This window comes from Rhizobium sp. 01N447_2, from assembly GCF_056399245.1.
On the sequence record NZ_JBFTQY010000062.1, the window covers coordinates 15,564 to 37,601 of the forward strand.

Annotated in this window: 19 protein-coding genes; 7 read left to right on the forward strand and 12 right to left on the reverse strand. The window is 60.6% G+C overall.

The window, feature by feature from the left end; translation table 11 throughout:
- The first annotated feature begins 78 nt into the window (after nucleotides 1-78).
- The gene (bglA, locus tag AC1ECN_RS29615) at nucleotides 79-1,725 is read left to right on the forward strand and encodes a beta-galactosidase BglA (RefSeq protein ID WP_024319493.1); all 1,647 of its coding nucleotides are present in this window, start codon (nucleotides 79-81) and stop codon (nucleotides 1,723-1,725) included.
- Nucleotides 1,726-1,797: 72 nt separating this feature from the next.
- Here the strand turns inward: bglA and ade are convergent, their stop codons facing one another.
- On the reverse strand, nucleotides 1,798-3,495 hold the full coding sequence (ade, locus tag AC1ECN_RS29620) for an adenine deaminase (RefSeq protein WP_024319494.1): 1,698 nt from the start codon (nucleotides 3,493-3,495) through the stop codon (nucleotides 1,798-1,800).
- 119 nt (nucleotides 3,496-3,614) lie between these two features.
- Nucleotides 3,615-4,718 (reverse strand): branched-chain amino acid ABC transporter substrate-binding protein, encoded by a 1,104-nt coding sequence (locus tag AC1ECN_RS29625; RefSeq protein ID WP_024319495.1) that lies wholly within the window; start codon nucleotides 4,716-4,718, stop codon nucleotides 3,615-3,617.
- A 492-nt stretch (nucleotides 4,719-5,210) separates the two neighbouring features.
- Between AC1ECN_RS29625 and AC1ECN_RS29630 the strand changes: the two genes are divergently transcribed.
- Nucleotides 5,211-6,125 carry an HD-GYP domain-containing protein gene (locus AC1ECN_RS29630; protein WP_024319496.1) on the forward strand — a complete coding sequence of 305 codons (915 nt, stop codon included), beginning with the start codon at nucleotides 5,211-5,213 and terminating at the stop codon, nucleotides 6,123-6,125.
- Nucleotides 6,126-6,313: 188 nt separating this feature from the next.
- On the opposite strand, the gene aptA is transcribed toward AC1ECN_RS29630, so the two are convergent.
- The 6 genes from aptA to AC1ECN_RS29660 all read right to left on the reverse strand — a co-directional run bounded on the left by aptA (nucleotide 6,314) and on the right by AC1ECN_RS29660 (nucleotide 12,134).
- On the reverse strand, nucleotides 6,314-7,639 hold the full coding sequence (gene aptA / locus AC1ECN_RS29635; RefSeq protein ID WP_018243099.1) for an omega-aminotransferase AptA: 1,326 nt from the start codon (nucleotides 7,637-7,639) through the stop codon (nucleotides 6,314-6,316).
- A gap of 357 nt (nucleotides 7,640-7,996) precedes the next feature.
- Entirely contained in the window at nucleotides 7,997-8,314 is a 318-nt protein-coding gene (locus AC1ECN_RS29640; RefSeq protein WP_003561417.1) for an ArsR/SmtB family transcription factor, read from the reverse strand.
- Between the two features lie 115 nt (nucleotides 8,315-8,429).
- Nucleotides 8,430-9,179 (reverse strand): HugZ family pyridoxamine 5'-phosphate oxidase, encoded by a 750-nt coding sequence (locus AC1ECN_RS29645; RefSeq protein WP_024319497.1) that lies wholly within the window; start codon nucleotides 9,177-9,179, stop codon nucleotides 8,430-8,432.
- 31 nt (nucleotides 9,180-9,210) lie between these two features.
- Complete coding sequence (choV, locus tag AC1ECN_RS29650) at nucleotides 9,211-10,263, reverse strand: choline ABC transporter ATP-binding protein (RefSeq protein ID WP_018073908.1); 1,053 nt, start codon at nucleotides 10,261-10,263, stop codon at nucleotides 9,211-9,213.
- Nucleotides 10,260-11,105 (reverse strand): choline ABC transporter permease subunit, encoded by an 846-nt coding sequence (gene choW, locus AC1ECN_RS29655; RefSeq protein WP_024319499.1) that lies wholly within the window; start codon nucleotides 11,103-11,105, stop codon nucleotides 10,260-10,262. The genes choV and choW overlap by 4 nt, the downstream gene beginning before the upstream one ends.
- A 72-nt stretch (nucleotides 11,106-11,177) precedes the next feature.
- Complete coding sequence (locus AC1ECN_RS29660) at nucleotides 11,178-12,134, reverse strand: choline ABC transporter substrate-binding protein (RefSeq protein ID WP_018073910.1); 957 nt, start codon at nucleotides 12,132-12,134, stop codon at nucleotides 11,178-11,180.
- 236 nt (nucleotides 12,135-12,370) lie between these two features.
- Between AC1ECN_RS29660 and AC1ECN_RS29665 the strand changes: the two genes are divergently transcribed.
- The 3 genes from AC1ECN_RS29665 to AC1ECN_RS29675 all read left to right on the forward strand — a co-directional run bounded on the left by AC1ECN_RS29665 (nucleotide 12,371) and on the right by AC1ECN_RS29675 (nucleotide 15,401).
- On the forward strand, nucleotides 12,371-12,973 hold the full coding sequence (locus AC1ECN_RS29665; RefSeq protein ID WP_018073911.1) for a thymidine kinase: 603 nt from the start codon (nucleotides 12,371-12,373) through the stop codon (nucleotides 12,971-12,973).
- A 74-nt stretch (nucleotides 12,974-13,047) separates the two neighbouring features.
- On the forward strand, nucleotides 13,048-14,121 hold the full coding sequence (locus AC1ECN_RS29670; RefSeq protein ID WP_018073912.1) for a hypothetical protein: 1,074 nt from the start codon (nucleotides 13,048-13,050) through the stop codon (nucleotides 14,119-14,121).
- Between the two features lie 149 nt (nucleotides 14,122-14,270).
- The gene (locus AC1ECN_RS29675) at nucleotides 14,271-15,401 is read left to right on the forward strand and encodes a DUF2333 family protein (protein WP_018485866.1); all 1,131 of its coding nucleotides are present in this window, start codon (nucleotides 14,271-14,273) and stop codon (nucleotides 15,399-15,401) included.
- An 11-nt stretch (nucleotides 15,402-15,412) separates the two neighbouring features.
- Here AC1ECN_RS29675 and AC1ECN_RS29680 read toward each other — a convergent pair whose 3' ends face one another.
- The 3 genes from AC1ECN_RS29680 to AC1ECN_RS29690 all read right to left on the reverse strand — a co-directional run bounded on the left by AC1ECN_RS29680 (nucleotide 15,413) and on the right by AC1ECN_RS29690 (nucleotide 17,666).
- Nucleotides 15,413-15,874, reverse strand: a complete 462-nt coding sequence (locus AC1ECN_RS29680) for a PAS domain-containing protein (protein ID WP_018073914.1) — start codon at nucleotides 15,872-15,874, stop codon at nucleotides 15,413-15,415.
- A gap of 46 nt (nucleotides 15,875-15,920) precedes the next feature.
- Nucleotides 15,921-16,646, reverse strand: coding sequence for a helix-turn-helix transcriptional regulator (locus AC1ECN_RS29685; protein ID WP_130672946.1), 726 nt, complete (start codon nucleotides 16,644-16,646; stop codon nucleotides 15,921-15,923).
- A 489-nt stretch (nucleotides 16,647-17,135) separates the two neighbouring features.
- Nucleotides 17,136-17,666, reverse strand: coding sequence for a TIGR00645 family protein (locus AC1ECN_RS29690; RefSeq protein WP_130662027.1), 531 nt, complete (start codon nucleotides 17,664-17,666; stop codon nucleotides 17,136-17,138).
- 234 nt (nucleotides 17,667-17,900) lie between these two features.
- Between AC1ECN_RS29690 and AC1ECN_RS29695 the strand changes: the two genes are divergently transcribed.
- Nucleotides 17,901-19,580, forward strand: coding sequence for a formate--tetrahydrofolate ligase (locus AC1ECN_RS29695; RefSeq protein WP_477954949.1), 1,680 nt, complete (start codon nucleotides 17,901-17,903; stop codon nucleotides 19,578-19,580).
- Between the two features lie 24 nt (nucleotides 19,581-19,604).
- On the opposite strand, the gene AC1ECN_RS29700 is transcribed toward AC1ECN_RS29695, so the two are convergent.
- Nucleotides 19,605-20,558: an extensin family protein gene (locus AC1ECN_RS29700; protein ID WP_130662025.1), complete on the reverse strand. Its 954-nt coding sequence runs from the start codon at nucleotides 20,556-20,558 to the stop codon at nucleotides 19,605-19,607.
- Between the two features lie 264 nt (nucleotides 20,559-20,822).
- Here AC1ECN_RS29700 and AC1ECN_RS29705 point away from each other — a divergent pair.
- Nucleotides 20,823-22,038, forward strand: a 1,216-nt coding sequence (locus tag AC1ECN_RS29705) for a TonB-dependent receptor plug domain-containing protein (protein ID WP_477954951.1), incomplete at its 3' end; no start/stop codon positions are given.

The following is a 22,038-nucleotide window of genomic DNA, read 5'->3' on the forward strand; positions in this document are numbered from 1 at the left end:
CATCACGGCTTCACCTGGTTGTCTTTTGTTTTGTCCGCTTTAGTGTGGCGAGCGCAAACGAGGCAGGAGATGTAGCCGATGGCATTGCAGGCAGGCGGGAGTGCGGACTGGTGGCGCGGCGCGGTGATCTATCAAGTCTATCCGCGCTCGTTTCAAGACACCAACAGCGACGGTCTCGGCGATCTCAGGGGAATCACCCGCCGGCTGCCGCATATAGCCAGCCTCGGCGTGGACGCGATCTGGCTCTCGCCCTTCTTCAAGTCGCCGATGGCCGACATGGGCTACGACGTTTCCGATTATTGCGACGTCGATCCGATCTTCGGGACGCTCGCTGATTTCGACGAGATGATGGCCGAAGCGCACAGGCTCGGCATCAAGGTCGTCATCGACCAGGTGATCTCGCACACCTCCGACCGGCATCCCTGGTTCGTCGAGGGCCGATCGAGCCGGACCAATCCCAAAGCGGACTGGTATGTCTGGGCCGATCCGAAGCCTGACGGCACGGCGCCGAACAACTGGCTGTCGATCTTCGGCGGACCGGGCTGGGAATGGGACGGCGTGCGCCGGCAATATTACCAGCACAATTTCCTGACCTCGCAGCCGGACCTCAACTTCCATAGCAAAGCCGTGCAGGATGCGGTCCTCGAGACGGTGAAGTTCTGGCTCGACCGCGGCGTCGACGGCTTCCGGCTGGACACGGTGAACTACTATTTCTGCGACAAGCAACTCAGGAGCAATCCGCCGCACGAGCCGGATGAGGATGACGCCGGCCTCGATGCGCCTGACAGCAATCCCTACGGCATGCAGAACCATCTCTACGACAAGACGCAGCCGGAAAATGTCGATTTCCTCAAGCGTTTCCGGGCGCTGCTCGACCAGTACGAGGATCGCACGACCGTCGGCGAAGTCGGCGACGGCGCCCGCTCACTGAAGACGGTTGGCGCCTATACGAGCGGCGGCGACAAGCTGCACATGTGCTACACATTCGACCTGCTCGGGCCGGATTTCACCGCCGAGCATATTCGCGGCTGCGTCGAGGCCTTCCAGAAAGCGGTGACCGACGGCTGGGTCTGCTGGGCTTTTTCCAACCACGACGTCATGCGTCATGTCAGCCGTTTCGCGCGGACGGAGGAAGAGCGGCCTGTGATCGCCAAGCTCGCGATCTCGGTGCTTGCGGCCCTGCGCGGTTCGATCTGCCTCTATCAGGGCGAGGAACTCGGCCTGCCCGAGGCGGAGCTCGCCTTCGAAGATCTGCGCGACCCCTACGGCATCCGCTTCTGGCCGGCCTTCAAGGGCCGCGACGGATGCCGCACACCGATGCCATGGGAAGCCGGCAAGGCGCATGCGGGCTTCACATCCGCGGAAAAGAGCTGGCTGCCGGTGCCTTACGAGCAGGCAGCGCTTTCCGTGGATACGCAGGAGACGAGCGACAGCTCGGTGCTGCATCACTACCGTAGGACGCTCTCATTCCGGAAGAGCCACCCGGCGCTGATCGACGGCGACATGACCTTCATCGGCACCAATCAGGATCTGCTCGCCTTTACGCGCGAAAAGAACGGAGAAAAACTGCTCTTCGTTTTCAACCTGACGCGCAAACCGGCGGAATTCCGCCTGCCTGATGGCATGGTGCTCGGGGAACCGCTTGCGATGCCGGGCTTCGAGGCGGTGGCTGGCGCGGGATCGGTGAGGCTTGCAGCGCTCGACGGGTTTTGCGCGCGGGTTTGATGTTCGTGCTGTTGTGTCTCTGAAGGCGATGGTCAAAGGGTGCCCCACTGCGGAGTCAGCCTTGGAATTGTGTCACCCAATCAGCGCGAACTTGTCCACATCCACCATGCCGCGGTCGGATATCTTCAGGTGCGGGATGACTGGCAGCGGCAGGAAAGCGAGCTGGAGGAAGGGTTCTTCCAGCGTGGCGCCGAGCGCGAAGGCGGCCTTGCGCAGATGGTGGAGGATGTCGCGAACCGTCTCATAAGGCTCTAAGCTCATAAGACCGGCGATAGGCAGGGCGATTTCGCCGGTGACTTTGCCGTCTTCGACGACGACGAAGCCGCCCTTGATCTCGCCGAGGCGGTTTGCGGCGCAGGCCATGTCGTCTTCACTGACGCCGACCACGCAGATATTGTGGCTGTCATGGCCGACGGTCGAGGCGATCGCACCCTTCTTCAGGCCGAAGCCCTGGACGAAGCCGTTGGCGTGGTTGCCGTTCTTGCCATGGCGCTCGATGACGGCGACCTTGATGATATCGTTGGCAAGATCGACCGTCGTCTCGTTGCCCCTGACGGGCAGGCGATAGCGGCGATGCTCGGTGATGATTTTGCCCGGCAGTACACCGATAACGGGCGTCTCGCCTTCGGCGACCGGCACGCCGAAATGGGCGGCGTTGACGGGTCTGGCCTTGACGCTGTCGAGGCCGATCGGGGCAACCGGTCTGCGCGAGGAAAAGAGTGCATCGGTGACGTGGCGGCCAGCCGAAAAGACCATGTCGGCGCGGCAGTTTTCCAGGCTGTCGAGAACCACCAGATCGGCGCGCCAGCCCGGCGCGACCAGGCCGCGGTCCCTGAGGCCGAAGGCGCGGGCAGCCGAAATCGAGGCGGCGCGGTAGATCGCCAGGGGCTCGACGCCGCTTGCGATCGCCGTGCGGATCATGTGATCGAGATGGCCCTGTTCTGCGATATCGAGCGGATTGCGGTCGTCGGTGCAGAGCGCGAGGAAGGGTGAAAGCCGCTCGGTGATAATGGGTATCAGCGCGGCGAGATCCTTGGATACCGAACCCTCGCGCACGAGGATATGCATGCCCTTGCGGATCTTTTCCAAGGCTTCGCCGGCGGTCGTGCATTCGTGCTCGGTCCGGATGCCGGCAGAGAGATAACCGTTGAGGTCGTTGCCGGACAGCAGCGGCGCATGACCGTCGATATGGCCGCCCTGAAAGGCGTCGAGCTTGGCCATGCAGACGGGATCCTTGTGGATCACCCCGGGAAAATTCATGAATTCGGCAAGTCCGATCACCTTCGGATGGTGGCGGAAGGGCAGGAGGCGCTCGATTGGCAGATCGGCACCGGAGGTTTCGAGATGCGTCGCCGGCACGCAGGAAGAGAGCTGGACGCGGATGTCCATGATCGTCTCCAGCGCGGATTCGAGAAAGAATTCGATGCCGGCAGTTCCGAGCACATTGGCGATCTCGTGCGGATCGCAGATCGCGGTGGTGACGCCGTAGGGGAGAACGCAGCGGTCGAATTCGTGCGGTGTGACGAGCGAAGATTCGATATGCAGATGCGTGTCGATGAAGCCGGGGACGACGATCCTGCCCGATATATCGATCTCGGTTTCACCTTCGTAGCTACCTGAGGTGCCGACGATGCGATCGGCGCCCGTGGCAATGTCCGACAGGACGAGTTCGCCGGTGACCAGATCGAAGAAACGGCCACCCTTCAGTACGATATCGGCCGGCACGCGGCCGACGCCCTGGTCGATGAGACGTTCGAGCTTGGTGGTCATGGCATTGCTCACATTACAACCGATTTCCAAACTTATAACCGATCTGCCGCCACAAGCGAGTGCCGCAGAACGAAACCGGGCGCCGTAGGGGCGCCCGGTGGTCGACRGTCAGCGATGGTTTATTCGGCGGCGACGATCTTGCCGGCTTCCCACTTGTAGAGCGAGAAGCTCTGCGAGGTCAGGTCGCCGGTCTCGCCGTAGGTGACCTTGCCGATGGCAGTCGGGATCTCCTTGCCGTCCTTCAACGCGGTTGCGACGGCTCCCGCATCCTCGGCGCTGCCGGCCTTCTCGATGCCGGCTTTCAACACTTCGACGGCGGCATAAGCGTTCAGCGTGAAGGCTTCGGCCGGGATGTTCTTGGCGGCGAGCGCGTCGGCTGCGGCCTTGGAATCCGGGCTCTTGGTGGCGTCCGAAGCGTTGGTGAAGATCGTGCCTGCTGCCGCATCCGTGCCGATTGCCCAGAATTCGGTGTTGGAGAGTCCGTCGCCGCCGATGATCGTCGCGTTGGCGGCGAGGTCATGCAGCTGGCGGGCGAGCAGGCCGCCTTCCGGGTGGTAGCCGCCGAAATAGACCACGTCGACCTTCTCGGACTTGATGCGGGTGGTGAGCGCGCTGAAATCCTTGTCACCAGGCGTGATCGCGTCATTGACGACTTCGGTGATGCCGCCGGCGTTCAGCGTCGCCTTGAAGGCGTCGGCGAGGCCTTTGCCATAGGCGCCCTTGTCGTTGACGATGGCGACGCGCTTGTCCTTGAAATTCTTCAACACGTATTTGGCGGCGACTTCTGCCTGCTGGTCGTCGCGGCCGCAGGTGCGCAGCACATTGGTGAGACCGCGCTTGGTCAGGTCAGGAGCCGTCGCGGTGGGGGTGACCATCAGCACGCCGTTTTCAGCAAGCACGTCCGAAACGGGAATGGCGACGCCCGATGTCACTGGGCCGACGACGAAGCGGATTCCGTCGCCGACGACCTTGTTGGCGGCGGAAACGCCCTGTTTCGGTTCGCCGGCATCGTCGGCCAGTTCGAGGACGACCTTCTCGCCGAGAATTCCGCCCTTCTTGTTGATCTCGTCGACGGCGGTCTGCGCACCATTCTTCACCTGGTCGCCATAGGCGGCGACGGGGCCGGTCAGCGGCGCGATCAGGCCGATGGTGATATCGGCATGGGCAAGCGGGGCAAAGGCGAGCGACGCGACGAGGGTCGCCGTCAATGTCTTGAGGGTCATTGTCTGTCTCCTTGGATGGGGTCATTCAACCCACGATGAAGCGTCGCGCCGGCTTTTCCGGATCGTTCCAACGGCTCCGGAGCCGTGCCAAGGACGATCGATATCGACGCGATCAATGCGCCCTCCCGCCATATTTGGCTCGAATGGGTGCAACGGCAAGATTTCTAGGAATTTTGGTGAGATTCCGCAAGTTGATAACAAAATGAAACGAAAATCGGCGCAATCCGGCAAGAAATCGTTCCCAAATCGGCGATCCTGGCGCCGTCCGCCGATTTCTGAAGGGTGCTGGTACCCCAGCATCAGCGCGGTGCGCCGACAGACCTACTGAATTTTCGGGGTAGCTCTCTTGGTCTTTCTGAATATCCGAATTCCGTTTTGAGATTAACACTTGATTCTACCAATTGGAGTAGAATCATTGTCCGCGCATATAGTGCTGCGATGCAAAGAGCGGTCGATAATAAACAGAGAGATATTTCGGGAACTGAGATCTGGATGCTGAAGCGTATCGAAGCCAGGCGGGTGCGCAACGGAATGTTTGTGGAGGCGATCGAGGGTGCATGGCAGGATCCTTTTCTGTCCAAGCGAAGATTTCTGCTGCGGCGTGAAGCCGATGCCCTGAAACTTCGCAAGAGCGGTATTGAAGGTGTTATCATCAACACCAGCAGAGGCCTCGACATCGACGGCCTGCCAGGCGGCAATATCGAGATCGACACCCAGGCGGCACGTGAGACCATCCAGAAATCCGTGCAGGTGCTGGAAAGCGTTTTCGGTCGGCTCCAACATGGCGATGGGATCAGCGTCGATCAGGTAGCGCCGGTGATTTCCTCCGTCTCCAAGTCGATGGATGACAATCCCACTGTCTTTCTCAGCGTTACGCGTCTGAAATCCAAGGACGAAGTGACGTTTCTGCATTCCCTTTCGGTGAGTGCGCTGATGATCCTGTTCGGCCGTCATCTCGGACTTGACGAGACTACCGTGCAGATGCTCGGCACGGCAGGATTGTTGCACGACGTCGGCAAGCTCGAAATTCCGCTCGAGATACTCAACAAGGAAGGGCGGCTGGACGAAGACGAGATGAAGATGATCCGCGATCATCCCGAAAAGGGGCATGCAATCCTGTCGCGCCAGGAAGGCATGTCGGAGATCGTTCTCGACGTATGCCTCAACCATCATGAGCGTATCGACGGCAAGGGCTATCCTCGCAGGCTTTCCGAGACGCAGGTCAGCTTCCATGCCCGTCTTGCTGCGATTTGCGACGTGTATGACGCCGTGACCTCCGTGCGGCCGTACAAGGCGCCATGGAGCGCGAGCCAAGCACTGAAATGGATGCTTGGCAGCGAAGGGCAATTCGACCGCCGGCTGCTGAAGAAATTCGCCCTCTGCCTTTCCGTCGCCGCCGTGACCTGAGGCCTACCGGTCTACCTTACAAAAAAGGGGCTGGGTGGATTTACAGCGCCGCGCGTCTTTTCAGACGCGCAAAGGACGCTGTAACACTTTGAATTGCTGCATAATTTTATCCTTAAATCGATTCCGATTTAAAGGAATTATGCAGAGATTCGCCGCAGCCCGTAATGCCGGAAGCCTTCAGAGCTTTCTCAGATGTTGTTCTGCAGGATGGTCCGCAGCTTGCCGAAGAGCTCGTCGATATGGTGCTTCTCGATGATCAGCGGCGGGGAGAGTGCGATGATATCGCCGGTGGTGCGGATCAGCAGGCCGCTTTCATAGGCTTTCAGGAAAGCGGTGAAGGCGCGCTTGGTGGGCTCGCCGGCGATCGGGTCGAGTTCGATCGCGCCGATCAGGCCGGTGTTCCTGATGTCGATGACATTGGGGCAGTCCTTCAGCGAATGCAGCGCGTCGGCCCAGTAGTCGGAAAGCTCGGCGGCGCGTGTCAGCAGGCCCTCCTCCTTGTAGGTGTCGAGCGTGGCGAGTGCGGCGGCGGAGGCGATCGGGTTGCCGGAATAGGTGTAGCCGTGGAAGAACTCGATCATATGTTCCGGGCCGTTCATGAAGGCATCATGGATCTCGGAGGTAACGAAGACCGCGCCCATCGGAATGACACCGTTGGTCAGCCCCTTGGCGGCGGTGATCATGTCAGGCTTGACGTCGTAATATTGCGCGGCGAAGGGAGCGCCGAGGCGTCCGAAACCGGTGATGACCTCGTCGAAGATCAGCAGGATGCCGTGTTTGGTGCAGATCTCGCGCAGTTTTTGCAGGTAGCCCTTCGGCGGGATTAAGACGCCGGTGGAACCCGCCACCGGCTCGACGATGACGGCGGCGACGGTGGAGGCGTCATGCAAGGTGACGATACGCTCGAGCTCGGTAGCGATGTCGCCGCCATGCTCGGGCTCGCCGCGGGTGAAGTTGTTTTTGCCGGGCTGGTGGGTGTGCGGCATGTGATCGACGCCGGTCAGAAGCGTGCCGAACATCTTACGGTTGGTGACGATACCGCCGACGGAGATGCCGCCGAAATTAACGCCGTGATAGCCGCGCTCGCGGCCGATCAGGCGGAAGCGTGATCCATTGCCCTTCACGCGATGATAGGCGAGCGCTACCTTGAGCGCGGTCTCGACGGATTCGGAACCGGAGTTGGTATAAAGAACATGGTTCAGGCCTTCCGGGGCGATGTCGACCAGGCGGTTTGCCAGTTCGAAGGCCTTGGGATGGCCGAGCTGGAAGGCCGGCGCGTAATCGAGCTCGCCGGCCTGCTCGCGGATCGCCTCGGTGATCTTCGGGCGGCAGTGGCCGGCATTGACGCACCAAAGGCCGGCCGTGCCGTCCAGCACCTGACGGCCGTCATGGGTCGTGTAGTACATGTCCTTGGCGCCGACGAACAAACGCGGCTCCTTCTTGAACTGGCGATTTGCCGTAAACGGCATCCAGAAGGCGCGAAGATCGTTCGGTGCGTTGAGGCGATTGGACATGCTGTTCTCCTGGCCGCTGACGGCCCTTTCCCGGGGCTTCACGCCCATATTTTTACTGCCCGGTCAAATTATCAGGGCTTCCCAAGGCGTCAACGGGAAAAGTCCCGAAAGCTCCTCCTGACAGGAGGCTGAAGCTGCTTCGATCGATCACGGGGCGAGCGCTTCAGCGCGATGAGGCTGCAATTCCTTCGCCGCCGGCGAAAGGAGCAGAAAGACCAGGGCACTCAAAGGCACGACCGGCAAATCGCAAATTTGCCGGTCGTGCCATAAGGTTCACGTGCTGAAATATCGTTGCCAAGCCTCCGGGAACATTCCCTTGCAGCACGGCATCGGCCGACATTCATGTCAGCGCTATCATCAAGCGGCGGATCTATTCCGGTTCTGCACGAGGTAGATGTCTTCGAGCGTTGCCAGGATCTTCATGACCGGCTCCGAGGTACTCGAATAATAGATGGTTTGTGCGTCCCGGCGGGTCTTGACCAGCTTTTGAGCGCGCAGTTTCGACAGGTGCTGAGAGAGAGCCGACTGGCTGAGCCCGACCTGCGTCGCAAGCACGCCGACGGCTACTTCGCCCTTCACGAGGCTACACAGGATCAGCAATCTCTTCGGGTTTGCCATGGCCGACAATAAAGCTGCCGCCACGTTCGTGTGATCGGCCAAATCAGAGGTTTCCATATGTTATCTTCCTAATGCGAAACGTACATCAAGTGTGTTGGCGCAGGCCGCCAGCCGGGATTTTGACTGACACCAAAAACTAGCAACTGGGCTCGAAGATTGTATATACCTAAATTTAAGGTATCGAGTATGCTATTTTAGATATGTTTGAACAAATGTGATCGGCATCCACAGCGAGGGTTTCGAACTCGTATCGCAGTAGAAAATCACCGGAAATCATGTCAAAACCTGAGGAATCGATACCACAAATGTGCCAAGACCCCGATTCCGGCGCCTTTAGCCTAATAGCGAGGCTTTCCGCCACATCGGGGTGGCGTTCTACTAAATCTCGCACTGCTTCTGCCGCCCCGACGGCGATCGCCTCATTCGCGGCCGATTGGATTATGAGATCGTTCCCATCGAGTTGGTAGGCGCGGCCAAAACCGCCATTGAGGCTGGCCTGCTCAGGCTTGAGACGGAAGAACAGGAAATCAGGAAAGTCGATATAAAGCTTCGCCTTGGGGTGGCGAGCGAGAAAACGCGTGCGGATACGCGCGTAGAATGCACTGCTGCGCTCGACGGGTTCTGCTAGGCATTGGGTCGTCAAACGGGGATAGGCGAGGGGATCGCCCTTGCCGGGCTCGCCGGTCAGGAGCGAGGCGCGCGGGTCTCTGGCGAGCGCCCTGGTATGAGCTGACAGCTGCGAAACCAGGATGACGGGGATGCCGTCGATATCGGTGGCGACGAGCACGCGGCTGACAAAGGGGAAGCCGTTCTCGGGCGCGAGAACGGCAATCGCCGCGTGCCGGGCGGAGCGCAGAAGCACGCGGGCGAGCTTGCGGGCATCGTCGTCGGTTTCGCGTAAGGGTGAGGCCGGATCTTTCATATCCGCTTTGTGACAAAGCGGATGGAAAACATCAAGCTTCCTGCTTGCGGCGATGGCGGGTAAGGCCGGCAACGATATCCTGAGCCGAGATGGTGCCGACGATCGCGCCGTTCTCGACGATGCCGATACTGCCCGGCTGGCGGGCAAGGGCATCGAGGATATCGATGAGCGGGGTCGCGGCGCGGGCCGTGGCGCTGACGCTCATGCCGGCGGCAGTCTGGCCGAGGCCTGACTGCATGACATCGGCCGCCGTCAGCATGTTGATCGGATTGAGGTTCTGCACGAAATCGGCGACATACTGGTCTGCGGGGTTCTTGACGATGTCGTGCGGCGTTCCGCACTGAATGATGCGGCCACTCTCCATAATGGCGATGCGATTGCCGATGCGGAAGGCCTCGTCGAGATCGTGGCTGACGAAAAGAATGGTCTTCTTCAGCCGCCGCTGGAACTCCAGGAGTTCGTCCTGCAGGCGGGTGCGGATCAATGGGTCAAGCGCCGAGAAAGGCTCGTCCATGAGCAGGATCGGGGCGCCGGTGGCAAAGGCGCGGGCAAGGCCGACACGCTGCTGCATGCCGCCGGAAAGCTCGTTGACCTTGCGGCCTGCCCATTTCGTCAGGTTGACGAGTTCAAGCTGCTCGCCGACGCGGAGCTTGCGCTCAGCCTCCGGCATGCCGGCGAGCTCGAGGCCGAAGCCGACATTCTCGGCGACCGTGCGCCAGGGCAGGAGCGCGAACTGCTGGAACACCATGGAGACAGTGTGCGTGCGCAGATCCCGCAGCGCCTTGGCATTGCAACTGTAGGGGTTGACGGGGCCGGTGGTCGTGGAGACGGCGACATCACCACGCACCACGGGAGCGAGCCCGTTGACGGCGCGCAGCAGCGTCGACTTGCCGGAGCCGGAAAGGCCCATCAGCACAAGGATCTCGCCTTCCTCGATCGTCAGTGAGGCATCGGCAACGCCGAGCACCAAGCCGGTCGCTGCGCCGATTTCGTCGCGCGATTTGCCCTGATCGACCATGGCAAGCGCGGTTTCCGGCCGATCGCCGAAGATGATGCTGACATTGTTAAAGCTTACTGCGGTCATGCACCGCCTCCTTCACCCGCCGTGCGGAACATCCGGTCGAGAATGATTGCCAGGATGACGATACAGAAGCCCGCTTCGAAGCCCTTGGCGATATTGACGGTGTTCAGCGCGCGGACGACGGGCACGCCAAGCCCGGGAGCGCCGACAAGGGCGGCGATGACGACCATCGACAGCGACAGCATGATGGTCTGGGTGAGACCCGCCATGATCTGCGGCGTGGCGAAGGGAAGCTCGATCTTGCGCAGCACCTGTATCGGCGTCGCGCCGAAAGCGACGGCGGCTTCAACGAGGGACGGCGGCGTCGAGATGATGCCAAGGCGCGTCAGCCGGATCGGGGCGGGGATTGCGAAGATGACGGTCGCGATCAGCCCCGGCACCATGCCGAGGCCGAACAGGATGAGCGCAGGGATCAGGTAAACGAACGTCGGTATGGTCTGCATGAGATCGAGTACCGGGCGCATGGCCGCATAGACCCAAGGGCGGCGGGCGGCGGCAATGCCGAGCGGAATGCCGATCACCATACAGACAAAGGTGGCGGCGAGCACGAGGGCGAGCGTCTCCGTCGTTTCCTTCCAATAGTCCTGGTTCACGATGAGCAGCAGCCCGAGACAGGTGAAAACGGCGACCGCGATCGAGCGGCGCAGCCAAAAGGCGATGGCGGTGATGGCCGCGATGACGATCAGCGGATGAGGCTTCTGCAGCACGAAGAGCAGGCCGTCTATGGCGCTCGACAGCAGGAAGGCGATCTGGTTGAAGAACCATTCGCCGTTCGAGGTCAGCCAGTCCACGAAGGATTTGGCCCAGGGGCCAACGGGAATCTTAAATTCGGTGATCCAATTCAAGGGCGCGCCCATCCAGAAAAACAACAATCGGACAAAAATGAAACGGGGCGGCGAGCCGCCCCGTTCGTATCGTCAGAGGCCGAGGCCGGTCTTGGCGGCCGCGAGAGCGTCGCCCTTGCCGTCGCGGGTCTTGACGCCCTTAAGCCAGGGCTCGAGTGCTGCGGGGTTCGCCTTCAGCCATTCGGACGCTGCAGCCTCCGGCTCTTTGCCGTCGTTCAGGATTTTGCCCATGATGTGGTTCTCCATGTCGAGGGAGAACGTCAGGTTCTTCAGCATCGCGCCGACATTCGGGCATTCGTCGAGATAACCGGCGCGGACATTGGTGAAGACCTTGGCGCCGCCGAAATCCGGACCGAAGATATCGTCACCGCCGGTGAGGTAGGTCAGCTTGAAGTTGGTGTTCATCGGATGGGGTTCCCAGCCGAGGAAGACAACGGGCTTGCCTGATTTGTCGGCGCGCGCGACCTGAGCGAGCATACCCTGCTCAGAGGACTCGACGACTTCCAAATCCTTCAGGCCAAAGGTGTTCTTTTCGATCATGTCCATGACGAGGCGGTTGCCGTCATTGCCAGGCTCGATGCCATAGATCTTGCCGTCGAGATCGTCCTTATGAGCGGCGATGTCCTTGAAGTCCTTGATGCCGAGCTCGGCGCCCTTGGCGTTGGTGGCGAGCGTATACTTGGCGCCGACGAGGTTGGGGCCGAAGGATTCGACCGACTTGTCGTCGAGATAGGGCCGGACGTCCTTTTCCTGTGTCGGCATCCAGTTGCCGAGGAAGATGTCGATGTCCTTGTTCTTCAGCGAGGTGTAGGTGACCGGCACCGAGAGAACCTTGATGTCGGTCTGATAGCCGATGCTCTTCAGGACGACGGATGCGGTGGCGGTGGTGGCGGTGATATCCGTCCAGCCGACGTCCGAGAAATGAACCGTAGAACAGCTGTCTGGATCTGCGGCGAAGGCGGCGGTCGCAACGGAGAGGGCGGCGACGGCAGTTGCGGTAACGAATTTGAACGTGCTTGTTATTTTCATTTTAGACTCCCAGTCTTTAAGTTCCCAAGCCAACCATCAATAACCGAGTTTGACAAGCGACCTCAGTGCGTTTGCGTCGTATCGACCTATGCGATTGCGACGTCGGCGGATTTTTTCCGAGCGCCTCGTTTTCAGGGCTTTCGGCGGTTTTCGAGCCGGATTCCTGTGATTATCGTTCTCTCAGGGCTTTTCTTTGCCATTCCGAGCTTTCAATAAGCCGATTAAGGAGAAATCGGATGGCAAAACTCTATTTCAACTACTCGACGATGAACGCCGGCAAGTCGACGATGCTGCTGCAGGCCTCCTACAATTACCAGGAGCGCGGCATGCGCACGGTGCAGCTGATCGCCGCCTTCGACGAGCGCGCCGGCCGCGGCGTCATCGGCTCGCGGATCGGCTTGGAGGCGAGCGCCATTCCCTTCGAGCCGCATGAGGATCTGTTCCGGCTCGTCGCGGCGCTGAGCGACGAAGGCGCGCCGATTTCCTGCATCTTCGTCGATGAGGCGCATTTCATGACGCCTGTCCATGTCTGGCAGCTTGCCCGCATCGTCGACAGGCTTGGTATCCCTGTCATGGTCTACGGGCTGAGAACCGATTTCCAGGGCAAGCTGTTTCCGGCCTCGCAGGAGCTGCTGGCGATCGCCGACGAAATGCGCGAGGTGCGCACGATCTGCCATTGCGGGCGCAAGGCGACGATGGTTGTGCGGCTCGGCGCGGAAGGAAAAGTACTGCACGAAGGCGCCCAGATCGATGTCGGCGGCAACGAGAAATATGTCTCGCTCTGTCGCAGGCATTGGGACGACGCTATGAACGGAGCCTGGATCGCCGAGCCGGTCTGAAGCCGGCGACGCCGCCTGTTTTCTTTAGCGCCGCAAGCGGCTAGCTTGAGCAGGAGATTCCCTGGAGAGATCAGGTGCGCAAACCCCCGCCATTCGACAGCCAGTACGAAGCTGCAGGCAGCCTTGCCGAGAGGACTGCGGCCGAGGGAACCTATTGCGTGGCGGCGATCGGCGCCTTCAGCGGCGAGGAAACGCGGTCGGCCGACGAGGTCTTCCTTGAACAGAATGCCCGCTTCCAGGCCCATATCGCCGATGCTGCGGCGCTCGACGCCCAGCTGGCGGAGCTGGTCTTTTCTCTTGACCGGCTGACGGCCGAGGTTTCTGCCGATCTCGATAGTTTCCGGGGGCTGACGCTGCGTGAGAAGATGGCCGGCTGGGTGTCGCGTCAGCGGATGTGGCGCATGTATACCGAACGTGTGCGCGAGGCGCCGGTGATCGAGCGGCTGCTCGACCTTTTGACGAAATCGGACGCGCTTGCCAGGCTGATCGCCGGCCAGCGCGCCTCGCTCACCGAACGGCACAGGGCAGCCGAACGCAACCTTGTCGACATTGTCGAGCAGCGGCGCCGGCTGGTCGATTCCATCGATATCGCCCGCCTCAAGATGAAGGAGCTTAATGCCAAGGCGCTGACGACGCAGGGCCGTATCGGCGTCTATGGCAACAGGGCTCATTGGGAGCAGATGGAGGCGGAACGGCGGGCGCTGAAGGCGGAGGCCGAGCGAATTTCCGCCGAAGAGCACGAGATGCGAGACGACAGCCAGCGGCGCGAGCGCTTCATCGGCCTGTTCCAGGCCTTTGTCGATTCGCTGAACGGCCGGATCGCCGCCTGCAACGTGCTGCTGCGTAAGCTGTTGATAGACGTCGAGGAGCGACTGATCATCTACCAGGCGCAGGTCGATACCGACAGGCCGGGCATGAAGGTGAGGATCAAACCGGAACTCTTTCCCGATATCGCCACGCCGATCAGGCTGTTCGAGAAGGGCATGCTGGTCGCCCAGGATCTGGAGCGGCGCAAGAGCCGCGCCGATCTCGAATTCACGAGAAGGTTCCCGACCTATGCCGAACCGCCGCCGGAAATATCGGGAGCGCCACTGATCGATACGGCGCGCAGGTCCTTGCGCTTCCGCCTGCCTTTCCTCCGCTCCTGACCAGCAGGGCGCGGCAATACGCCTCTTGCGCAATGCTTTCATTCCGAAAAATCGAAGGGCTCGTGTTGTGCTCGGCCCATCGAGCGCATATGTGGGATGCGGCTTGGCGGCAATGTCCCGATGTTCGCCTCGCCTGACAGGAGACGACGATGCTTGACCGGATAGCCGGTTTTTTCAGGCTGATCGGCCAGACGATCGGCCGCTGGGCCCGCCTGTTTTCCGCCTGGGCTTTCTGGCCCTTTCTTGCCGCGCACGGCTGGTATCAGCGCCGGAGCTGGATGATCCGGCTGCCGGTCATCGCGTTCGTGGCGCTGCTGGTCGCGCTCTACGGTTATTTCTTCTGGCAGACGCAGGTCTGGACGAATTTCAACCCCGCCTTCGTCGACCAGTACCGGCTTTCCGAACGCAAGGTCGCAGCCGGGCAGGACGTGCCAGCGGCCGACGGCGCGGCCGCGACGGCGCCGAAGACCTGCCAGCGCTCGGCGATCGTCGACGTCGCGGCCGATYTGACCGATTTCAATGTCAACCAGAACGCATGGATCTCCTCCATGCTGCTCTACAAGATGGGCTTCTTCGGCATCGACTGGGATCACACGCCCTTCCTCGACAACAAGGCGTCGTTCCAGCGCGGCGTCAACCAGGCGGTCCGGCGGACTTCGGCGGAGCTTGTCGATACGCTCGGACGCGTGCGCGGCACATCGGGCATCAACAATGACCTGCAGAGCGCGCGCGGCAATCTGCAGTTTGACGAAAACAGCTGGTATTTCGGGCTCAATCCCTTCGGGCCGAAGACGCCGACGCCTTCCTATTACCGCTCGGCGATCGGCAGCCTGCGCAAGTTCAACACCGATCTCGCCCTCTGCAATGTCATTTTCGACGGCCGCGCCGACAACCTGATGCAGTTTATCGACCGCATTGCCAACGATCTCGGCGGCACCTCCGACATGCTCGCCGAGCGCTCGGAAAACCACAATCGCGGCTGGTTCGATACACGCGCCGACGACCGGTTCTGGTTCGCCTATGGCCAGCTCTATGGCTACTACGCGATCATGGCTGCCGCCCAGGCGGATTTCTCGCAGGTGGTGGCGGAACGCAATCTCGGAACGATCTGGGGCGGGACCATGCGGCAGTTCCAGGCGGCGCTCCGCATCCAGCCGGCGATCATCTCGAACGGGCGCGAGGATGGCTGGATCATGCCGAGCCATCTCGCCACGATGGGCTTTTATATTCTGAGGGTGCGCTCAAACCTCGTCGAGATCCGGTCGGTGCTCGATCGCTAAAAGATCCGGAGTCAGCGGGGTATCGTGTCATCCTCGAAGCCGACGACGCGCAGTTTCTCGACGAATTCATAGGTGATGCCGACGATGCCGCCGCCGCTTTCATCGTCGCGGAACCGGCCGACGCTGCGCACCAGCTTGTGGCCGCCAAGCCGATTGTCGACGCGATAGACGAAATGGAAGCCGACGCCGTGAAGGCTCGCCTCTTCGAAAGTTTGGGCGATCAGGCTGCGGTCCTCCTCGTGGATACGCGACATTAGCTCTGTCAGGTTGATAGGGCCGTCGCTGTAGGGGAGGTCGAAGATCGCGTGGACGTCCTCGCTTGCAAAGAAATGTCCTGTCTCGATATCGATGCGCCAGAAGCCGAAAAGACGATAGGCAGCAAGCATCTGGACAACTTCCGCATCGGTGATGCCGATGTGAGCGCGGGATTGCTCTGTCTTGTTAATGACGGGCTGTTCGAAGTGAAGAGGCACGATTCCCCCAGATCACGGGACGACGTGCCGACTCTCTTCCGATTCCTCAGTTGATCAGCTTCAATCGAATTGCCTTAGCTACCAACTGGGTGCGGTTGACGCAATCGAGTTTTTTGATCGCGTTCGTCATATAGGCGTTCACCGTATGGTCCGAGAGCGTCAGGATCTGGCCGATTTCGATCGAGGTCTTGCCCTGGGCCGTCCAGCGCACAACTTCTAGTTCTCGGTTCGATAGCGCGTTATGCGCGCATTCCTCGTTGCGCTTGACTGCATTGTATGCATCGAGTGCATGGAGAATGATCATTACCAGCTCGTTGATCTCGCTCTGGCCGAGTGCGGCGCGCTCGCCGCAGAACCAAAAGACCAGGCGCTGGCCGTCGGGTGCAATGCTCGGCATGGCAACGCCTGCCGGTATGGCATGGCGCAGCATCAGGGCGCGCAGTTCGGTGGGAAATGCCTGACCATTGACTGCGTCGTTGAGGTGCCAGGACAGCGGCACAGCGGATTGCCTCAGCCTTAGGCCGAAAGGGCAGCCGCGCATCATGTGGGCGCGGTCGAAATCCCTGATATAGGTGGCCGGAAGCGAGCTCTCGATCAGCAGGGGTTTCAAGAGAAGGTCTTCGGGGGAGGGAGCGTGCATCAGCGTCGCATGCGACAATCCGAAGGCTGTCGAGACCCTGCCGAGCGCCTGCGCAAACAGGCTGCGTGTTCGAGCGGCCGCAAGCTCCGCCGAAAGCAATGACTGTCTTTCAGAGGTAGTCATGTAAGACATTTGTACGCCCCCGGCAGCCTCAATGTTACCGCTATCAAATACAGAAAATCCGCGGGATGCTAGCCCGATTAACCTGAGACAAGCCGATTCATTCAAATTGTGAAGAATTAGCCACAGGGGATCGCGCTTCGGTTGAGTTTCGACTTGCAAACATAGCGTGGCGGTATCTTTGACCTCCTTAATGGCGGGATAGGAGTGGTCGCGCAGCCGGGCAGGGAGAGAATCACTTTGGAAAGTTCGGGGGAGAACTCGGGTCTCTCCGTCACCGGCGCAAGGCGGTGGACCGGTCTACCAGCTGCCCGGCTTGCATGTCTGTGGACCGGACGCGAAGGAGAGTCTCCGATGTCCCGGAAATCGGAAGGCCGAGATCGTTCCCGCTGCGGCCTTGGCAAATTGAAATCGGATTGCGGAGGCACGTCATGACGATCTCGTCGCTGTTGTCTTGGGCGACTGCTCGTTCACCGTCTGAAGGTGTCCTCGTGCCCGCCGTTAGCCTTTGTCTTTAAGATCATTCTTCGAGGTCACGCTCATCAGCTTCTCCAGGAAGCCGAGCATGACAGCGGAGGCGCCGAAGGCGAGGTGCATGAGGGTCAGCCACATGATCTTGCCGTCCGCATATTTGTCCGCATTCAGGAAGACCTGAAGCAGATGGATGGAGGAGATGGCGACGATCGAGGAGGCGACCTTGATCTTCAGGCTGCCTGAATCGAGCTTGCCGAGGAAGGACACTTCGTTGTCGGCCTCGCTGGCCTCGTCGAAGCGGCTGACGAAATTCTCGTAGCCCGAGATCATCACCATGACGATCAGGCTGGCGACGAGGGCTGCGTCGATCAAGCCGAGCATGGCAAGGATCATCTCCGCCTCATCGAGTTCGAAGACGCCGGAGGCGATCTTCAGGAACTTGTAGGCGAAGGAAACGGCATAGACGGCGAGCGCCGCTACCAGGCCGATATAGAAGACGACGAGGATCCAGCGGCTCGACAGGATGATGCGCTCGATGATGAGTTCCAGTGATTTCATGTTTTCAGCCTGTTAAACCGCAATCGCTGACCGCCACATAAACGCCTAGCGCATCGACCCGATGCGAGGATTGAAAGTGTTACAGCGTCCTTTGCGCGTCTGAAAACACGCGCGGCGCTGTAAGCGTGTCGACCGCAAGGCGCAGCACTATTCACACCCCGCCGATATTTCGCTATCTCGATGAAGAGAAAAACAACGGCTCCGCGCCCGCGGGTGTCGGACGGGGGAACATCCATGCCATCAATCAAATCCGATATCGAAATCGCGCGCGCCGCGGCCAAAAAGCCGATCTTCGAAATCGGGGCGAAACTCGGCATTCCGGTCGAGCAGCTCGTTCCCTATGGTCACGACAAGGCGAAGGTCAGCGCCGAGTTCATCGCCGCGCAAGCGGGCAAGAAGGATGGCAAGCTGATCCTCGTCACTGCGATCAATCCGACGCCGGCGGGCGAGGGCAAGACGACGACCACGGTCGGGCTCGGCGATGGGCTGAACCGGATCGGCAAGAAAGCCGTTGTCTGCATCCGCGAGGCCTCGCTCGGTCCGTGCTTCGGCGTCAAGGGCGGGGCGGCGGGCGGCGGTTATGCGCAGGTCGTGCCGATGGAAGACATCAACCTGCATTTCACCGGCGATTTCCATGCGATCACATCTGCGCACAATCTGCTGGCTGCGATGGTCGACAACCACATCTACTGGGGCAACGAAGAGAATATCGACATCCGCCGGATCACCTGGCGGAGGGTCATGGACATGAACGACCGGGCGCTCAGAAGCATGGTTTCCTCGCTTGGCGGCGTCGCCAACGGCTTCCCGCGCCAGGGTGGGTTCGACATCACCGTCGCCTCCGAAGTGATGGCGATCCTCTGCCTTGCCACCGATCTCAAGGATCTGGAGCGGCGGCTCGGCGACATCATCATCGGCTATCGTTTCGACAGGACACCGGTGCATGCGCGCGACCTGAAAGCCGATGGCGCCATGGCGGTGCTCTTGAAAGATGCGATGCAGCCGAACCTGGTGCAGACGCTGGAGAATAATCCGGCCTTCGTGCATGGTGGCCCCTTCGCCAATATCGCTCATGGCTGCAACTCGGTGACGGCGACCAATACGGCTCTGAAGCTTGGCGACTATGTCGTGACGGAAGCGGGCTTCGGCGCCGATCTTGGGGCGGAGAAATTCTTCGACATCAAATGCCGCAAGGCCGGGCTGAAGCCGGATGCGGCGGTCATTGTCGCTACCGTCCGAGCGCTGAAAATGAATGGCGGGGTGAAGAAGGAAGATCTCGGCACGGAGGATGTCGCGGCGCTGAAAAAGGGCTGCGCCAATCTCGGCCGGCACGTCGCCAATGTGCGCCGTTTCGGCGTGCCCGTCGTCGTCGCGATCAACCATTTCGTTTCGGATACCGACGCCGAGATCGCGGCGGTCAAGGAATTTGTCTCGAGACTCGGCGCCGAGGCGATTCTCTGCCGCCACTGGGCGCTGGGTTCGGCCGGCATCGAGGACCTGGCGCACAAGGTGGTGGAACTGGCAGAATCCGGGCAGGCGAAATTCCAGCCGCTTTACGGTGATGATCTTCYGCTGTTCGAGAAGATCGAGATCGTCGCCTCGAAGATCTACCATGCCGGCGAGGTGACGGCCGACAAAGCGGTGCGCGACCAGTTGCAGACATGGGAGGATCAGGGCTACGGCAAGCTGCCGATCTGCATGGCGAAGACGCAATATTCCTTCTCCACCGATCCAAACCTGCGCGGCGCGCCGGAAGGCCACATTGTCACCGTGCGGGAGGTGCGACTTTCGGCGGGAGCCGGCTTCGTCGTTGCCATCACCGGCGAGATCATGACGATGCCCGGCCTGCCGAAATCACCGTCGGCGGAGCGGATTTTCCTAAACGATCAGGGTTATATCGAAGGCTTGTTCTGATCCGGTGACGGCCTACCGGGATGATTAGTGGCAGTAGCGATAGCCACCCTTCCTCTCAATCACGTCGAGATGGAAATGCGTCTCATGGGCGGCGTCGCTTTCAGGGTCGAGGACGGTGGTGAAATAGAGGCAGCCGGCTGCGCTAACGGTGCGCTGGAAGGCGCCGGTGAGCGTCGGATCCTCGCGGCGGGAGCGGACGGCGACATCCTCACCCTTTTCGAAATGGAAGCTCGCAATGTCGATGGCGTTGCCGCGGGCATGTTCGGAGATCTTGCCGGTTCCGGCGCCGTTGCGCAGGCGGCACATATAGGACGTTGCCTGGTTGACGGTGGTGATGCGGCCCTGCTCCGGCAGGGCGGCGGAAGCCGCCGGAATGACGCTGTCCTTCATCCAGCGGGCAAGGGCAAGCGCTGCCGGGCAACGGATCGTCGCCTCCGGCTTCAGCTTGATGCCGGGCAGGGCTTCGGAGACGATGATCGGCTTGTCGATGCCACAGCCATTGCCGTCGTCGATGCGCGGCGTGTCCTTGAAGACGACGCCTAGGGCCTGAAGCGCAGCCGTGCATTCGGCGTGCTCGGCATCGCTTTCGGGCTCGATCGTCAGATGCTGTTCCTCAAGTGTTTGTGCGGCGGGAGGCTTGTTCTCGTCGGTCGGAGCCTGCGGGGTTTCCTTCCCAGGGGGAAGTGGCGGTCCCTGCATCGGTTTGGCGGGTTCGGTTTTCGGTGCCGCCGGTTCGTTCGGTGCCGATATCTCTGGTGTTTGCGTCTCTGGTTTTTGAATGTCGGGCTTCGGTTCAGGAGTGGGCATTTCTGCGGCCGGCGGCGGTTGCGTGCCTTCGGCATTTGAATCGGGGGTGGGTGCGGACATGCCCTCGATATCGGGCCTTTGCTGTGGCAGAGGACCGTGAACGGGCAGGCGGGCACCGGCAAGAACGGCGGTTGCGGCGAGAAGGATCGCCAGTATCGCAAGTTTTCTCAACGCATCCGATTCCCTGGTGTCGATAGCTAGGGATAACGCAAGCAGGCGGATTTCGTTGCAATTTCGCAACGTCCGGAGAGATCATTAAAACTTGATATTCAACATAAGTCGCCGCTTTATGTTGACAATGTTCATCATGTTTTTTATGCGGCAAAAAGAAGGCGGGATTTTACATCGTCTTCATCCGCAAAAGCCCAGCCAGCCCCTCGAGCGTTCGACGCGCCACGACCAGCCAGCCCGGTAATCATCATTAAGGGGTAGGTTATGATCGTCCGGCATTGGCGTTCGGTTCTATTGGTCTGCACGGCAGCCACAGTTGTTCTTCCTGTTTCGCAGTCTTTCGCGCAAAGCGCTACGGCAGCCACGCCGCAAGCCACGGCGGAGGACAGCACCGTCCTGCAGAAGATCGTCGTCAAGGGCAAACGCGTGGCGCCGGGCAGCGTCGCCGACACGCCGGTTTCGACCGAGATTACCGACAAGAAGCTCGATGAGAAGCAGGTCACCAATATCGAGGACCTCGGGCGCAGCGTCGATCCGGGCATTAACGCCTCACGTGGCGATGCCGGCATCAATCTGCGCGGCCTCTCCGGCCCGCGCATCCTGACCATCGTCGATGGCATTCCGATTCCCTATCTCTCGAACAGTTCACGCCAGGGGGCCTTCGCGCCGGCCAACGCCAACGGCGGCGGCGACACCTTCGATTTCAATTCGCTATCGTCGCTCGATATCGTACGCGGCGCGGATTCGAGCCGGGGCGGCTCGGGCATGCTCGGCGGCGCCATCGTCGTCAACACGCTGGAGCCGGAGGATCTTATTCCGGAAGGCCGCGACTGGGGTGCGATCGTCAAGTCGACCTATGACAGCGAAGACCGCAGCATTTCCGGATCGGCCGCCGCTGCCAAGAAGATCGGCAACACGTCGATCCTTTTCCAGGGCGGCTACCGCAAGGGGCATGAGCGGGAGAATATGGGCAACAACAACGTTTACGGTCGTTTTCGCACCGAGGCAGATCCTGCCGATTTCGACCAACACAATCTGCTCTTCAAGCTCCGCCAGGAATTCGAGGGCGGCCACCGCCTCGGCCTGACGGCCGAACGGTTCCGTCGCGATCTCCAGACCGACAAAAGAGATCTGCAGGGGACCGGGCGCACCTATATGATCGACAATTATGATGCCCGTGAGCTGAACGACCGCGACCGCGTTTCCCTCGATTACGATTATGAAGCCACATCGTCTGACGCTTTCTTCACCTCCGCCCGCGCGGTACTCTATTGGCAGGACCTGAAGAAGGAATCGGGCACGAACGGCCGCACAGCGGCCAATGTCGCCTATGGACGCAACAACGAGATCGAAAACAAGACCTGGGGCTTCAACGGCACCGTCACCAAGGATTTCGAATATTCGAACGTCCGCCATTCGGTGAAGGCAACGCTCGAAGCGACAACGTCGGACTGGACCCAGTACAGCTCCGCGCTATGCC

Coding starts and splice junctions, on each gene's coding strand:
- bglA (WP_024319493.1), top strand. CDS start 79: ATGGCATTGCAGGCAGGCGGGAGTGCGGACTGGTGGCGCGGCGCGGTG.
- ade (WP_024319494.1), bottom strand. CDS start 3,495: ATGACCACCAAGCTCGAACGTCTCATCGACCAGGGCGTCGGCCGCGTG.
- AC1ECN_RS29625 (WP_024319495.1), bottom strand. CDS start 4,718: ATGACCCTCAAGACATTGACGGCGACCCTCGTCGCGTCGCTCGCCTTT.
- AC1ECN_RS29630 (WP_024319496.1), top strand. CDS start 5,211: ATGCTGAAGCGTATCGAAGCCAGGCGGGTGCGCAACGGAATGTTTGTG.
- aptA (WP_018243099.1), bottom strand. CDS start 7,639: ATGTCCAATCGCCTCAACGCACCGAACGATCTTCGCGCCTTCTGGATG.
- AC1ECN_RS29640 (WP_003561417.1), bottom strand. CDS start 8,314: ATGGAAACCTCTGATTTGGCCGATCACACGAACGTGGCGGCAGCTTTA.
- AC1ECN_RS29645 (WP_024319497.1), bottom strand. CDS start 9,179: ATGAAAGATCCGGCCTCACCCTTACGCGAAACCGACGACGATGCCCGC.
- choV (WP_018073908.1), bottom strand. CDS start 10,263: ATGACCGCAGTAAGCTTTAACAATGTCAGCATCATCTTCGGCGATCGG.
- AC1ECN_RS29660 (WP_018073910.1), bottom strand. CDS start 12,134: ATGAAAATAACAAGCACGTTCAAATTCGTTACCGCAACTGCCGTCGCC.
- AC1ECN_RS29665 (WP_018073911.1), top strand. CDS start 12,371: ATGGCAAAACTCTATTTCAACTACTCGACGATGAACGCCGGCAAGTCG.
- AC1ECN_RS29685 (WP_130672946.1), bottom strand. CDS start 16,646: ATGTCTTACATGACTACCTCTGAAAGACAGTCATTGCTTTCGGCGGAG.
- AC1ECN_RS29690 (WP_130662027.1), bottom strand. CDS start 17,666: ATGAAATCACTGGAACTCATCATCGAGCGCATCATCCTGTCGAGCCGC.